The following is a 15107-nucleotide window of genomic DNA, read 5'->3' as shown; positions in this document are numbered from 1 at the left end:
CACAGGCGCCGCCGATACCCACTGTCACATCCTGCGTCGGCGAGCGCGCTACGGTGGGCGTTGATTGGGGAGCACCTCGCTCTTCAGAAAGCGTTCCATGAACCAAACCCCTTCAGGCCTGACAAAAGGCTTCAAAAGCGCCAAGACCGCCATCGCAGCACTCTGCATTCCGGCGTTGATGCTGGCCGGATGCGACAAGATCGGCAGCACATCGGCACCGGCCACCGCGCCCGTGGTTGCGGCCACGCCCGCGGTCGAAACGCCGGCACCGTCCATAGTTGCCCAGCCCGTTACCGCACCCGTAGCACCCGCCTACATGCCTCCCGGCGCCGAACAGCTGTATCAAATGGTCGCGCCCATCGCGCTGTATCCGGACAAGCTTGTCGCGCAGGTATTGGCCGGCTCGACCTACCCCGACCAGGTCACTGCGGCCGATGCGTGGATTGTGCAGAACGGTGGGTTGAAGGCCGGTCCGCTGGCCGATGCCGCCGAGCGGCAATCCTGGGACCCGAGCATCAAGTCGCTCACCGCATTCAAGCGCGTGCTCGACCAGATGGCGAAGAACCTGCCATGGACCACCGCCCTGGGACAGGCCTACTACAACGACCCGGACGACGTGATGAATGCGATCCAGGTCATGCGTCAGCGCGCATCGCGTGCAGGTCAACTAAGAAGCACGCCCAAGCTGCGCGTGGCGACCGCATCGGCGCCCAGCAACTACACGCCCGACCCGAACGCCCCTGTTTATTACGCCGGACCGGCCGTCATCGAGCCGCCGCCGCAGTACATCACCATCGAGCCCGCGCAGCCCGACGTGGTCTACGTGCCGAGCTACGACCCGGAAGTCATCTATGGCGAGCCGGTCGCGGCTTACCCAGGGTATGCCTACGCGCCGCCGGTGTACGTCGAACAGCGCGATGCTCGCTATTCGAATGGGCAGATCGCCGCGGCGGGTGCGGTGACTTTTGGCCTGGGTGTGGTGGTCGGCTCTGCGCTGGAGCGCCACGGCTGGGGCTGGAACTCGTGGGGCATGAACTGGGGACGCCCTGACACCTACCGCGGTGGCAATCGACCGCAAGACGTTCGCGGCTTCGACCGGCCGGCCGTGGTCTACAACCAGTCGACCTATATTCCGCGCGCCGAGTTCGCGGGTGGCGGCAACGCACGCGGACTGCAGCAGATACAGCTACAGCAGGCTCAACAAGCTCAAGCGCTCGCACAACAGCAGCAGCAGGTCCAGCAAGCCCAGCAGAATCAGCAAAGGGCCCAACAGCAGTTGCAGATTCAACAGGCGCAGCAAGCGCAACAGGCACAGGCACAGGCGCAGCAAGCACGAGGGCAGCAACAGCAACAAGCGATGCAAGCGCAAGCGCAGCAGCAAGCACAACAAGCGCAGCTTCGCCAACAGGAGCAGGTACGTCGACAGCAGACCCAGCAGGCGCAGGTGAATCAACAGCAAGCGCAGCAGGTCCAGCAGCAACAAGCTCAGCGGGCACAACAGGATCAGGCGAGGCGCGAACAAGGCCAGCAGCAGGCAGCACAGCAACAGCAGGAGCAGGCGCGCCGTCAACAGCAGCAAGGACAACAGGCGCAGCAACAACAACAACAACAACAACAGCGCCAACTGCAACTGCAACAGCAACAGCAACAGCAACAGCAACAGCAACAGGCTGCGCAAGAACAGTCACGCCGCCAGCAAGAACAAGGTCAACGGGCGCAGCAGGTTCAGACTCAGCAAGCACAACAAGCGCAGGCTCAACAATCGCAGGCACGCCAACAGCAAGAGCAGCAGGAGCAAGCGCGTCGTCAGCAGGCTCAGGTGAATCAGCAGCAAGCGCAGGCACAGCAAGCGCAACAAGCCCAACAAGCTCAAGCGCGTCAGCAGCAGGCCCAGGCACAACAAACACAGGCTCAAGCTCAGGAACGGCAACAACAAGCTCAGGCGCAACAGCAACAGCAACAGCAGGCGCAAGCCCAGGCCCGCCAGCAACAGGCGCAGGCTCAACAAGCACAGCAGGCTCAGGTACAACAACAACAACAACAACAACAACAACAACAACAACAACAACAACAACAGCAGCAGCAGCAGCAGCAGCAACAGCAACAAGCTCAGATGCAGCGACAGCAGCAGGCGCAACAACAGCAACAACAAGCCCAGCAGCAGGCACAGCAGCAAGCGCAAGCTCAGCAACAACGCCGCGCGCAGGAGCAACAGGTACGTGCCGCAGGGCGGCCTCCGGGTGGCCGCCCTGACGATCCGAATCGCTGACCGACAGTGCCTTCGCTCGCAGAACCGCGTTTCGGCGGCAGCGCGCTAGCGATGCAGGTCGGGCCGAAACGAGCGCGGCAAGCCGATGGCATCTCGCGACCGCGCTAACTCGCCGCAGCACCTCTGGGCCGCAGGGGCGGACGCGTTCCGGCCGCACGCCCACGCCGACGACGTATGCCGGGATCACCTGCAAGATCGGAAGGTGCCGAAGCCGCCGCACCGGCGATGGCAGAGGGTGCAGGCCATTGCTCTCGGCACAACATCAGCCGCTGCGCCGGCACGGCTCTTGCCCAATTCGTCGAGCGTTTGCAGTATCCCAAGACCGCCTGGTTCGGTGCGTTGACGGCGCCGTGCCTTTGTGGCCGAAGGCACCGGTCGCTCAGTCCGGCGCGTTCAGCACCCGATCGCTCTCTTCGTCCGAGGGCACGTTGTCGGCGTCGAGCCCGCTCGCCTCGCTCAGGTCGAGGCCCGTCTCTTCTTCAAGCTCGTCCATGCCTTCGTTCTCCGGCGAATCGAATTCCTCTCCGAGCAACGGTGCATCTTTGGGGATGTCGGTGGGTTCGCCAGAGCGGCGGGTGGGGTCCACGTTGGGCATGTTCGGCTCTCCTTTGACTGCGGCTTCAGAAATCGAAGCACGTGGGCGCATAGTGCACCCGCCGGCCGACTTTGGCGATTCAGCCGCGGGGAAGAATCGATGTCGGAAAAGGCCGTGCGAGTGCGATGTCATCGGGCATCAGGAACCGCACCGCACCCTGTTCATGGCCATGCGCCTGGTGATCGCCATGACCCGCATGCTCGCCGTGCGCCAGTCGGCTCACGAGCGTGACCAGCACGATCCCCGCCACCAGCCACACGATTTGCGCCGCCGTCTGGCGCGCCGGCAAGCGCCGCTGCAATTGCGGAATCAAATCGGCCAGCGCGACGTAGACGAAGCTGCTGCCGGCCAGCACCAGAAAGTACGGCAGCCACGCGTGAAGCTGGTCGACCAGCCACCAGCCGACGATGCCACCGAGCGCGGTCATGGTGCCGGCGAGCGACACCTTGAGGAGCGCAGCACGCGGGTTGGGCGAACTCTGCCGCAACACGACCAGGTCGCCGATGTGGTGCGGCACTTCGTGCGCCAGCACCGCCACCGCGGCCACTAGGCCCAGCTTCAAGTCCGCGGTGAACGCCGAGGCGATCAGGATGCCGTCGCCGAAGCAGTGCACGCTGTCGCCCGTGAGCACGGCCCAGCCGCCGGCCTTGGAAGGACGTCCGTGGTCGTGCGTGTCGTCGTGCCCATGCGAATGGTCATGACTGTGATCGCCGTGATCATGGACGTTCGCATCCGCCTGGTGATGCTCGTGCCCGTGGTGCCACAGCTCCGCCTTGTCGAGCAGAAAGAAAAACACGAGCCCGAACAGCAGCACCGCGAACAGCACCGCCGGCTCGATGCCGCTTTCGAAGGCCTCGGGCAGCAGGTGCATGAAGGCAGTCGCGAGCAGCGCGCCGGCGGCAAGACTCAACAGGTGCTGCGGATTGACGCCGCCAGCGTCGCGCCGCACGCCGACGCGCATCAGCAAAGCGGCCAGCCAGACGCTGCCGATGCCGGAGACCAGCGTCGCCGCGATGATTGCAATCAGGTTCATGGCTCTTCTAAAAATAAAAAAAGCCGCCCCGAGGGACGGCTTCGATAGTCGATCGGACCGAAAAGTCGACGGCGTCAGGTCACGCCGTGCGCCTTGAACCGCGCCACGTCGCGCTTCCATCGGCTTTCCGCCGGCCCTGCATATAAATCGGCCGGTATGCCGCATGAACCGCGTGGCCGGCTTCCGGGAACACGACAAATTCGGAAGTTTTGGCTCCCGCAGTTCCAGTCGCCGAAGCAGCTTTCATCTTATCAATGCTGTCAAGCGGGATGCCGCGTACTTGCCACCATGTAGGCCGAGCAACCGCGCGCTCAAGGTCGCGGCGATGTCGATCGATCAATGCACCTTGCATCAATGCGCCTTGTCCCAGTTCGACCCGAAGCCGATTTCCGCCAGCAGCGGCACCTTGAGCACCGCGACCCCCGCCATGATCTTCGGCACCTCGGTGCGTACCCAATCGACCTCTGCCTCCGGCACTTCGAACACCAGCTCGTCGTGCACCTGCATGATCATCTTCGTCGCACGCTCCTCGGCGTCGAGCACGCGCTGCACCTCGACCATGCTGAGCTTGATCAGGTCGGCCGCCGTGCCCTGCATCGGCGCGTTGATGGCAGCACGTTCAGCCCCGCCTCGGCGCGGGCCGTTCGGCGAGTTGATTTCCGGCAGGTACAGGCGCCGACCGAACACGGTCTCGACGTAGCCTTGCGCCTTGGCTGTGAGCTTGGTCTCGTCCATGTACGCCTTCACACCCGGATAGCGCGCAAAGTAGCGCTCGATGTACGAGGCTGCTGCCTTGGTCTCGATGCCCAGATTGCGCGCCAGACCGAAGCTGCTCATGCCGTAGATGAGGCCGAAGTTGATGACCTTGGCATAGCGGCGCTGCTCACTCGACACCTGCTCGGGCGTGCCGCCGAAGACTTCGGCGGCGGTGGCGCGGTGCACGTCGATGCCGTCGGTAAAGGCGCGCAGCAGCGACTCGTCGCTGCTCAGGTGCGCCATGATGCGCAGCTCGATTTGCGAGTAGTCGGCGCTGGCGATCACGCTGCCGGCCGGCGCCACAAAGGCTTCGCGCACGCGCCGGCCCTCGGCGGTTTTGACGGGGATGTTCTGCAGGTTCGGATCGTTGCTGCTGAGGCGACCGGTCACGGCCACGGCCTGCGCATAGTGCGTGTGGACGCGGCCGGTGCGCGGGTTGGCGAGTTGGCCGAGCTTGTCGGTGTAGGTGCCCTTGAGCTTGGATAGGCCACGATGCTCCAGGATCTTGGCCGGCAACGGAAAGTCTTCAGCAAGTTTTTCGAGCACCTCTTCATCGGTGCTGGGCGCGCCACTCGGTGTCTTCTTGACCACCGGCAGGCCGAGTTTGGTGAAGAAGATTTCGGCGATCTGCTTTGGCGAGCCGAGGTTGAAGGGCTGGCCCGCGAGTTCATAAGCTTCGGTTTCGAGCGCCATGATGCGCAAGCCGAGTTCGTGGCTTTGCGTGGCCAGCATCGGCGCGTCGATCAGCACGCCGGTGCGCTCGATGCGGTAGAGCGATTCGCTGCTGCGCATTTCCAGCTCATAGATGAAGCGCAGTTTGGCATCGGCTTCGAGCAGCGGCCACAGCACGCGGTGCACATCGAGCGTCTGGTCCGAGTCTTCGCACGAATATTCGGCGGCCTTGGCGATGTCGACCTGGCTGAACGAAATCTGATGCGCGCCCTTGCCGCACAGGTCTTCGTAGTCGATTCCGCTGCGGCCCAGGTGGCGCTCGGCCAGGCTGGCCAAGCCGTGCGGCCGATGCACTTCAAGCACGTAGCTTTGCAGCATGGTGTCGTGCGCGTAGCCCTGCACTTCGATGCCGTGGTTGGCAAAAACATGGCGGTCGTATTTGACGTGCTGGCCGAGCTTCTGTTTAGCGCCGTTTTCAAGCCAGGGCTTGAGGCGCGCCAGCACCTCGTCGCGCGGCAGTTGCGCCGGTGCGTCGGGGTAGTTATGGGCCAGCGGAATGTAGGCGGCCTCGCCGGGCTTGACGCTGAAACTGACGCCGACAATTTCGGCGCGCATCGCGTCGAGCGAGGTGGTTTCGGTGTCTACCGCGACCAGTTCGGCGGCTTCGACGCGCGCCAGCCAGCTGTCGAAAAGTTCCCAACTCAGGATCGTGTCGTAGGCCAGGTTGCTGACCGGTTCGGCCAGCGCGTTGGCGTCGAGCACGGAACTTTCCCCCGATGCTTGTCCCTCTGCAAACAGGTCGCCGTTGTTACTTTCAGCAATGCTTTTACCGCCCTTGCGCTGCTTGTTTTCAGCGATCAGTTCGGGTGGCACGGCATGCGTTTCCAGCGTCCTGACCAAGCCCTTGAAGCCGTACTTTTCGTAGAAGGTCTTGAGGCCGTCGACCTGCTGCTCGCCGATGGCGATACTGGCCAACGACGGCAGGCCGGTGACGTGGCCGTCCAGATTGCAATCGGTACGGATGGTCACCAACCGCTTGCCCTGCGGCAGCCAGTCGAGCGCTTTGCGCAGGTTCTCGCCGGCCTGCCCCTTGATCTCGTCGGCATGCACCAGCAGTTCATCGAGCGAGCCGTACTGCATCAGCCATTTGGCGGCGGTCTTGGGTCCGACCTTGTCGACGCCGGGCACGTTGTCGACCGTGTCGCCGACCAGCGTCTGATAGTCCACCATTAGGTGGGGCGGCACGCCGAACTCGGCCGTCACCCCGGCCACGTCGCGCTTCTTGCCGTTCATGGTGTCGATGATGGTCACGTGCTCGTCGACCAGCTGGCTCATGTCCTTGTCGCCACTCGACACGATCACCTCGATCGACTGCCGCGCCGCCATACGGGCCAGCGTGCCGATAACGTCGTCAGCCTCGACATCGGGCACGGTGAGTACCGCCCAGCCCAACAGCTGCACGACCTCGTGGATGGCCGACACCTGACTGCGCAAATCGTCCGGCATCGGGGAGCGATGCGCTTTGTAGTCGGGGTACCAGTCGTCGCGGAACGTCTTGCCGGGCGCGTCGAACACGCAGGCGGCGTAGTCCGCGCGCACCTCGCGCCGGAGTGCCTGCATCATGTTGATCATTCCGCGGATGGCCCCGGTGGCCGGACTGGTCGGGTCGCCCGGCACGGCGCGCAAGTCCGGCATGGCGTGGAAGGCGCGGTACAAATAGCTCGAACCATCGACGAGCAGCAGCGTTTTCTTGTCTGTCATCTCACCATTTTGCCGCGTGCGGCGGACGCATCGACGAGGCCCAGGTTCGGCATCGGCCGATGTCACCTGCTTACAACTGGGGGGGCACACGCCACCTACAATCACATACATGTTCTCCACCGATTCCTCCTTCGCCCGCCGCGCCGTCGCCCTCGTGCTCTGCGCAGTGCCATTCGGCCTGGCGACCATGGCGGTGGCGCAAACCCCGGCAGCCGCTGCACCTGCGACACCAGCCGCCCCCGACGCCGCGCAAAGCCAGGAGCAGTCCTCGCCTCGGCAGAACCAGAAGATCGAGAACATCCACGTCGAAGACAGCAGCGCCACGGTCGACGAGGTGCGCTATGGCGGCCGCACGCAGAGCATCAATGTCAAGCCCAAGTCGAATATGCCGGGCTACGAGGTGCTGCAACCTGGAACCGGTGGATCCGGCCCCGGCAACAACGACGCGAGCAACACCAACGGCAACGGGCCGCGCGTCTGGAACGTCCTCAAGTTCTGAACGCCTGGCGCCGTGGCGGTCTTTACTGAAGTCGGATTCGACCCCGCGGACGAGCTTGTCCGGCGCTTAGGGCTCGGTGCCTTGCGCGAGCTGCGCGGCATCGAAGGCGGCATCGAGAACACAAACTACTTCGCGACCACCGAACAAGGCGAATACGTCCTCACGGTGTTCGAGCGGCTCGGTTTTCAGCAGTTGCCGTATTACCTTTGCCTTATGAAGCATCTGGCCGAGCGCGGCATTCCGGTGCCGGCGCCTGCTGCCGATCCGACTGTGGTGTCCGGCGCCATTGGAGTCGTTGCTGCACTCGGTGCACAAGCCAAGACCCAGGCGTTGAAAGTGCCATCGATCGCACCCTGCGCGCTGCTGCACACCCTGAACGGCAAGCCCGCCGCCGTGGTGCAACGACTGGCCGGCAAGAGCGAACTCGCGCCCACGGCGGCCCACTGCGCCGAGTTGGGCCGCATGCTGGCGCGAATGCACCTGGCCGGACGCGATTTCGACCGCCTGCAGCCCAATCTGCGTGGCCTCGCATGGTGGAACGACACGGCGCCTGTGGTGCTGCCGTACCTCGAAGCCTCTCAGGCCGCATTGCTGCGCGGCGAACTCGCGTACCAGAACCATGTGGCCGAGTCGTCGGGCTACGCCGCTTTGCCACGCGGACCGGTGCACGCCGACTTGTTCCGCGACAACGCGATGTTCGCTACCGGGGTCGATGGCGAATGCAGCGACGGCGAATTCAGCGACGGCCAAAGCAGCGCACCACGCCTGACGGGCATTTTCGATTTCTACTTCGCCGGCACCGACACTTGGCTGTTCGACCTGGCCGTGTGCCTGAACGACTGGGCGATCGACCTTCCCACCGGCGAGCACGATGCGTCGCGGGCCGATGCGCTGTTGGCCGCGTATGCCACCGTACGGCCGCTCACCGGCCCGGAGCGCGCGTTGTTGCCCGCCCTGCTGCGCGCGGCCGCCCTGCGCTTCTGGATATCGCGGCTGTGGGACTACCACCTGCCGCGCGAAGCCAGCATGCTCAAGCCGCACGACCCGACCCACTTCGAGCGGGTGCTGCGCCAGCGCGCGCGGCATCCCGACGCGCTGCAGATGCCGATATCTGCAGCAGACCCGACACCGGCTCTTTTTCCGATCTTCACTTCGGTGGAAGCGCCCGCGACGGCACAAACCGCTGCAGCTACCGCCTGACCTCGAAACAATGAAACTTCACATCGTGCCGGCCCGCACCGGCGCCGAATGGGTCAAGCTCGGCCTCCGGACTTTCTGGCGGCAACCGCTGGCCTTCGTCTCTCTTTTTTTCCTCTTCATGGCGGCGATTTCGGCCGTTTCCCAGGTGCCGCTGCTTGGCAGCTTGCTCGCGCCCGTGCTGCTGCCCTTCATGACACTGGGGCTGATGGTCGCGACTTCTGTCGCGTACATCAACGACACGCAGAAGCCGACCGCGCCTGGCATGTTCATCGCGGCCTTCTCTGCGATGCGCAGCAAGTGGCGTCCGATGCTGGTGCTCGGCGTGATCTCGGCAGCGTATTTCGTGGCGGCCGTGTTGCTGTCCATCCTGGTCGACGGCGGCCAATTGGCCAGGGTCTACCTGCTCGACGCCGATATCACACCCGAGGCTGCCGCAAGCGCCCAGTTCCAGACAGCGCGCGTGCTGGTGATGTGCCTCAACCTGCCACTCTCGCTTGCGATGTGGCACGCACCGGCGCTGGTGCATTGGCACAGCGTCGAACCGGTCAAGAGCCTGTTCTTCAGCCTGGTCGCGCTGTTCCGCAACTTCAGTGCTTATGCGATGTTCTGCCTGGCATGGTTCGGCGTGTTCCTCATCGGCGGCATCGTGCTCGGCTTGATGGCAACGCTGCTGGTCGCGCTCGGTGGCATGGGAATGGGCGAAGGCGCCTCGGCCGTCGGCGGCGCGATGATGGTCGGCAGTGCGCTGATCCTGGCGGCGATGTCGCTCAGCTCGACGTGGTTCACTTTCAGGGACAGCTTCGATACCGACTGAACGCGGCTACTTCGCCGCCGGCCCGGTGTCCGGCTCGATTCTGGGCTCTACGGCTTGCGCTTTGAGTCCGCTCAGCAGCGACCACGCCATCCCGCCCAGCAAGAGCAAACCGACACCGAGCGCACTCCATAGCCAGAGCTTGCGCGACGACGGTGCGGGCTCTACTTTCGATTCCGTCTCGACAACGGCAGGCGTCGCGGGCACCGCCACTGCCGCGCCCAGTGCCAACGTCACGCTCGCTCCATCCAGCGCTGGCGAGCGGCCAGGCTGGTAGCCCGGCATCAACTGCGCCAGCGGCAAGGGACCGGGCCCGCCAATTGCAGCTTGTGCATTGGCGTTCCAGCCCAAGACGAAAGGCGGCTGGCCTTGCGCCAGGAACACGAGCGCGCGCGGACGTGCGCCGAAGAGCAACGATGGCGGGCTGGCGCCAAGGGCCGCTATCGGACCATCTGTGCGAAGGCGCAGCCGGGTGTGTACGCCACCGTCCATCGGGATGGCAGACGATCGCGCTTCGCCGGCTGGCTGATTAAGGCGGAACACCGTGGTGTCGGCCAGCAGCGTTTCGGTGGCAGCAGGCGTTTCACCGAAACGGCCCCTCGGCTCCCGCGACGCGTGCAGCCCATGTCGCAGCACAAAGAGCGCGTTGCGGGGACGAGCCCGCCGCTGGTCTACGGCTGAGCTCGGCTCCGCAACGCTCGACAGGCGAACCGGCGCCAGCGTGTTCGCCTGACCAAGCACGATGCGCAGACTCTGCAGAGGAAGGCCATGCGGTGCTGGATAGTCGCAGAAATCGACGCCGCAGGCAGCAGGCCGGACCTCGTTCCCCCAGGCAATGGCAGGCACCGAGCGTTCCGGTTGCTGGACGCTATCGAGCCAGGCCGCACTCAGTTGCGGTGCCAGCGCAGGGTTCTGCCAACGCAGGCGCAAAAACCGCGTGCGAACCTGATCGAGCTCTACGGCGAGTCTTTCGATGGTCTGCTCGCCGTGGCGCAATCGCACCAGTTGATCGTCGGCGCCGAGCCGATGCCACTGCCGCAGGTCGTCGCTGCCTTCGAGCGTGTACGGAAACAGCCCCATCGGGCCGTCCGCCAGCTCGAACCGGATCTGCACCAATGCGCCGGTGACCTGGCTGGCGTCGATCACCCATTCGGCAACCGGGGCAGGCAGCGCAACAGCCTTAGCAGCCGACGGCGCGGCGCCCACCCTGGCCAACGCGATCGAACCGTCGGGGCGCATCTTGAGCAAGAGCAATTCGTCGGCGGGCGCGGTGGATGTACCGCCCGAGGCACTTGTCGATGCGGACGGCGACGCGAACAGCGGCGCACGCGACGAAGCGGGTACGGCTTGCGCGGCTTCAGCCTCGCCATCAAGCCAGCCGAAGGGCGCCGCCTGGCCGGCACCGTTGCGCACGCGCAGGTCGCGCAAATCGTCGAAGGCCGCGAGGCCATGCAGGGCAGGCGGCAGCTCGAGACGATAAAAAGGGCCGTTGCCATGCAGCGTGATCGGGCTTTGTGCATGCGCAGAGCTTGCGGTAGTCAGTGCCAGCGCAAGTGCCAATGGCAGCGATAGCGCTGCGGTGAAGCGTCGGGATTGAATCATGCCGGCACCTCGACCGGTGCGCTGCGCCGCAGCGTCGGCACCGGCGCGAAGTAGCCGACCAGCAGCAGCAAGGTGCCCACGCCGATGAACGAGACGATGCGAAACAAGCTGCCCTGATTCGCCAGCTCGACAAAGAACAGCTTGAACACCACCACCCCCAGCAACGCGACACCCGCCATCCAGACGATGCGCGTGCCGCGGCGGTTGCCCAGCACCATCGCGAGCACGCCGCAGATCGCCCAGGCGATCGACAACGCGGCTTGGGTCAGGGTCGACAGGTACAACGCGTTCAGGTTCCACGCGACATCGGCGTAGTGATGGCATGCGCGCAGCACCGCGCCGGTCAGCAAGGCCCACGCCGTGAGCGCGGCAACGCCCTTTGCCCAAGGTGGTGGCAACCGCATGTCGGTACTGGCCGGCAGTGCCTTCCACCAGATTACGAGCGCAGCCAACACCAGCCACTGCGCCATTTCGAGCGGGTTGAGCACTGGAACGAATGGCAATGGCGCAGCGTCGCCCGCGCTCAGCACGTTGGTCGCCCAGCACCAGCAAAGCAGGCAGAGCGCCACCGGTTGCAGCGCGAATTCAAGGTAGACACTCCGGTACTCGGTGAGCGGCCAGCGCGACAGCAAAAGGCGAAAGCGCAACGCCCACAGCACGATGACCGGCGCGAGCACCCAACCCAGCAGCGGCCATGCCGAATAGGCGTCGCCCAGATTGCCAAGTTGCCATTGGCACTCGCGCGCAGCCATCAGCAAGAAGAACCAGAGCCCTGCGACATGCAGGATGCGCTGCAATGCAGGCTGCAGCCAGCGGCGTTGCGCATGCAGCAACCGGACATGCCACAGCAACGCCAGCGGCCAGGCCAGCCAGCCGAACCCGGTCGAGGGCGGCGTTACGCCGAAGGGCAGGCCGATCAGCGCAGCGGCCATGAACATCGGCAAGGTCAGCACGGTGATCTGACCAAGCTGTCGCCAGTCGCGCCGCGCAGCCACAACGCTGGCCACCATCGAGCTCAGCCACATCACGCCGACGATAGCGGCCGGTACGCGGTCCCACTGGCTTTGCGCAGCCAGCACGCGCACGCTTTCGCCCATGGTGGCAGCGATCCACCAACCCGCACCCCAGAGCAACGAAGCCCACAGCACGGGTGCGTGGACACACCAGTGATTGGCCCACCGCGCGACCGCCGCAGCGGCGTCGGTGTTCCGTGCAAGCGCTGCGTAGCGTGCCTGTGCACGCAGCCAGTCTGCGGCGACCAAGGCGGTCGAGCCCAATGCGAGCGGCGTCCAGAATCCAAGATTGGCAAACGCCGGTCGGACCTCGTCCCATGACGGAGCGGTACCGACGAACAGCATCGCCGCCACGAAGTGAAGCACCATTGCCAGCACCGCCAGCGGACGGTGCGCCATGCGGAGAGACAGCCACAGCAAGACGGCCGCGGTAAACGGCCAGATCAGTGCAGCGTGTGCCAGATCGACACCGAACAACATCGCCATGTGCAGCAGGCTGACACCGGCAAGCAGGCTGACGACCTGCAGCATCGACCAGCGCGGCGGCGTGCCAGCGACCAATGCATCGCGATGCACGTGCCACATCGCCCAGGCCGCCGTGGCCAGCAGGCTGAAAGCGACCAGGCCGGCCGCTGCCGTGCCTTGCCAGCCACTCGCGAATGCGGCGGCACCGGCAGCGCCAGGCTGCAGGCCGGCGATCAGCGCGACGACCGAAAGCGCCTGGATCGAATGGGCGATCGGGCGCAGCGGCAACAGCATCCAGCGCACACCCGCCGCAAAACAGAGCAGTGCGAGCAACGCGGCAGCAGCGGGCGCCCACAGCGCCGTGAGAGTCAGCCAGCACACCGTGGTGAAAGCTGCCATGGCAGCCCAAGGCAGGCCTGTGCTGGCGATGGCTTCCCAGTCATCGCTCCCGGAATCGGTGGGCTTTCCAGCGCGCAGGTACAACGCCCACATGGCGAAGAGCTCGGCTCCAATGCATGCTGCAGCGCCGACACTGCCAGCCAGCAGCGAGGCACCTTCAGCACCGATTTGCAGTGAGGTGGCGAACACCAGCACCGCCAGCGATTGCATCGCAAACGCGATGAGGCGCAGCGGCTGCAGCGAGGCACGCAGCGCGATGGCATAGGCCGCAAGCGCCATCAGCCCGGTCGCCACAGCGGCCCAGGGTTGGGGCAGCAGCATGAACGGCCCCAGCGTCAGCGCGGCCATGCCGACCCAGGGCAATGCCAGCCCGGTTGCCACGTCCCACGGCTGAGGGTTCGACCGCGCAACCGGGCGCTGAAGCAGCCACGTGATCAAGATGCTGGCGCCAAGGCCGAGCGCCGCGACGAAAGGCCCCTGCAGCAGCGGCCCACCCGCTTCGCCCATTTCGTGAGCGTGAATGGCGAGGCCGAAAGCAACGGCGGCAAGTGCCTGCAAGACCAGCGCCACCGGCTGCAGGGGAGCCATGCCGCGACGCCGGCCGAGCGCGAAGGCCGCCAACGCGAGCAGCGAGCTGGCCGTGGCCGCCCATGGCGGCGTCAGCGTTTGCCAAGGTAGCAATGCGAGAGCGGCCATGCCGACCCACGGCAGCACGCTGCCGGCGCGAGATTCCCAGTTCAGCAGCTCGTGCAACCGGGCGCGCCGAAGCAATATCAGGCTGGTGAACACGCCAGCAGAGACCATCAGCGGCCCGAGAAAACTTCCGTGCAGCAAGGGGTGTCCGGCAGCGCCATCGACCGACGTTGCGCGCAGCAGTTGCACAAGGGAGCCTGCGAGAAGCGCGAACGAGAACGCCCGCGCATAGGGTCTCGCCTGCCGCACGCCCAGCCAATACATCCCCGCCGCCTCGATTGCCCACGTCGCGCCGGTCCACTGACCCTCTAGACCCAGCGGGATGGCCAGTGTCGCGAAGATCACGCCGACGATTGCATAGGCCTCGGCCAGCAGGCGCAGACCACGCGGCTGGCTGACAAAAACGACCCAGCCCAGCGACAGATAGAAGGCACCGAAGCCAAGCGCAGAGAAAGCAGCACCGAACTCCCACTGACGCGTCATCAGATACTGCAGGCCGAAAGCAGCCATGGGTGCACCGAACACCAGCGCGCTGTCGACCCGACCGACACGCCGCAGCGTCGCGACCGCGCGCTCGGCAAGCGGCAGCTTGTCGTCGGGCGGTGCTTCGAACAAGGTTCGACGAGCGAACAGCAAACCAATCGCTGCGAACAGCACGAACAAAGCGATCAGAAAGACTTGCACCGTGCCGTATTGGTCGGGCGTGTAGTACCGCTGTGCCCACGCACTCGCGAGAGTGAATGTGCCGACAGCACCGATCAGGTTCAACAGCCGCCAGGCCTTGAACCAGGCGACCAGAAAAATGCCGATGTCGAGGACCAGCATGTAGCTCAACAGCCCGATCGCGTTGTTGCTGCCGGTCGATGCGAGCACCGGCGCGGCGAAACCTTCCAGCGCCGCCACGATGGCCAGCACCGGCGCGTTTTGCGCCACGGCCAGTACGGCACTGAGTACAGCGACCGCAAATAGAAAGCCGAAGCCGATCGTGGGCGGCAACAACTCGTGGACCTTCATCGCGGCTAACGTCGTGAGGTAGAAAACGCCAATGCCTGCACCCTGAAGAATCAGCGCATAACTCGCGCGTTTGCGGCGCAGGAACCAGCCCAACGCCAGCAGGGAGGCGCCCACCAACACCACGCCGGCGTAGCGCAATTCGATCGGCACCGTCACGCGCTCCGCGGTGTAGCGCAGCAAGAACGCCAAACCGAGAAACAGGATCAGCACACCGAGCTTGACCAACACGTTGCCACCAAAGATCAGGCTGCGAATGGGTGCTGGCAGGCGGTCGCGAAGCGGCACGGCCGGAGGAGGAGGAGGAGGTGGTGGTGGGGCAGGTGGA

9 protein-coding genes and 1 pseudogene are annotated in these 15107 nt (G+C 65.0%); 4 read left to right on the top strand and 6 right to left on the bottom strand.

The features are described 5' to 3' along the window. Positions 1-97: 97 nt before the first annotated feature. On the top strand, positions 98-2269 hold the full coding sequence (locus QN397_RS12190; RefSeq protein ID WP_323500973.1) for a DUF3300 domain-containing protein: 2172 nt from the start codon (positions 98-100) through the stop codon (positions 2267-2269). Between the two features lie 379 nt (positions 2270-2648). On the opposite strand, the gene QN397_RS12185 is transcribed toward QN397_RS12190, so the two are convergent. From QN397_RS12185 to polA, 4 genes and pseudogenes are all read right to left on the bottom strand, one after another. Beyond that, a complete protein-coding gene (locus QN397_RS12185) occupies positions 2649-2864 on the bottom strand; it encodes a hypothetical protein (protein WP_187055154.1) in 216 nt (71 codons plus the stop codon). 79 nt (positions 2865-2943) lie between these two features. Then, positions 2944-3897 carry a ZIP family metal transporter gene (locus tag QN397_RS12180; RefSeq protein WP_323497433.1) on the bottom strand — a complete coding sequence of 318 codons (954 nt, stop codon included), beginning with the start codon at positions 3895-3897 and terminating at the stop codon, positions 2944-2946. A gap of 74 nt (positions 3898-3971) precedes the next feature. Then, positions 3972-4230: pseudogene (locus QN397_RS12175) on the bottom strand (carboxymethylenebutenolidase); the annotation flags it as partial. An 18-nt stretch (positions 4231-4248) separates the two neighbouring features. Continuing rightward, complete coding sequence (gene polA / locus QN397_RS12170) at positions 4249-7086, bottom strand: DNA polymerase I (protein WP_323500972.1); 2838 nt, start codon at positions 7084-7086, stop codon at positions 4249-4251. 109 nt (positions 7087-7195) lie between these two features. On the opposite strand from polA, the gene QN397_RS12165 reads away from it, so the two are divergent. From QN397_RS12165 to QN397_RS12155, 3 genes are read left to right on the top strand one after another with little or no spacing between them, the layout of a single operon-like run. After that, positions 7196-7585: a hypothetical protein gene (locus QN397_RS12165; protein ID WP_323497435.1), complete on the top strand. Its 390-nt coding sequence runs from the start codon at positions 7196-7198 to the stop codon at positions 7583-7585. 12 nt (positions 7586-7597) lie between these two features. Continuing rightward, positions 7598-8785 carry a homoserine kinase gene (locus tag QN397_RS12160; RefSeq protein WP_323500971.1) on the top strand — a complete coding sequence of 396 codons (1188 nt, stop codon included), beginning with the start codon at positions 7598-7600 and terminating at the stop codon, positions 8783-8785. A gap of 10 nt (positions 8786-8795) precedes the next feature. Beyond that, on the top strand, positions 8796-9599 hold the full coding sequence (locus QN397_RS12155) for a BPSS1780 family membrane protein (RefSeq protein WP_323500970.1): 804 nt from the start codon (positions 8796-8798) through the stop codon (positions 9597-9599). A gap of 6 nt (positions 9600-9605) precedes the next feature. Here the strand turns inward: QN397_RS12155 and QN397_RS12150 are convergent, their stop codons facing one another. Further along, on the bottom strand, positions 9606-11198 hold the full coding sequence (locus QN397_RS12150; RefSeq protein ID WP_323500969.1) for a DUF3999 family protein: 1593 nt from the start codon (positions 11196-11198) through the stop codon (positions 9606-9608). Next, on the bottom strand, positions 11195-15067 hold the full coding sequence (locus QN397_RS12145; RefSeq protein ID WP_323500968.1) for a DUF2339 domain-containing protein: 3873 nt from the start codon (positions 15065-15067) through the stop codon (positions 11195-11197). Before QN397_RS12145 ends, QN397_RS12150 begins: the two co-directional genes overlap by 4 nt. Between the last annotated feature and the right edge of the window lie 40 nt (positions 15068-15107).

Source organism: Variovorax sp. RTB1, assembly GCF_035018765.1.
Classification (GTDB): Bacteria; Pseudomonadota; Gammaproteobacteria; order Burkholderiales; family Burkholderiaceae_C; genus Variovorax.
This window is presented reverse-complemented; position numbering and strand designations above follow the sequence as displayed.

Coding starts and splice junctions, on each gene's coding strand:
- QN397_RS12150 (WP_323500969.1), bottom strand. CDS start 11,198: ATGATTCAATCCCGACGCTTCACCGCAGCGCTATCGCTGCCATTGGCA.
- QN397_RS12180 (WP_323497433.1), bottom strand. CDS start 3,897: ATGAACCTGATTGCAATCATCGCGGCGACGCTGGTCTCCGGCATCGGC.
- QN397_RS12185 (WP_187055154.1), bottom strand. CDS start 2,864: ATGCCCAACGTGGACCCCACCCGCCGCTCTGGCGAACCCACCGACATC.
- QN397_RS12155 (WP_323500970.1), top strand. CDS start 8,796: ATGAAACTTCACATCGTGCCGGCCCGCACCGGCGCCGAATGGGTCAAG.
- QN397_RS12190 (WP_323500973.1), top strand. CDS start 98: ATGAACCAAACCCCTTCAGGCCTGACAAAAGGCTTCAAAAGCGCCAAG.
- polA (WP_323500972.1), bottom strand. CDS start 7,086: ATGACAGACAAGAAAACGCTGCTGCTCGTCGATGGTTCGAGCTATTTG.
- QN397_RS12165 (WP_323497435.1), top strand. CDS start 7,196: ATGTTCTCCACCGATTCCTCCTTCGCCCGCCGCGCCGTCGCCCTCGTG.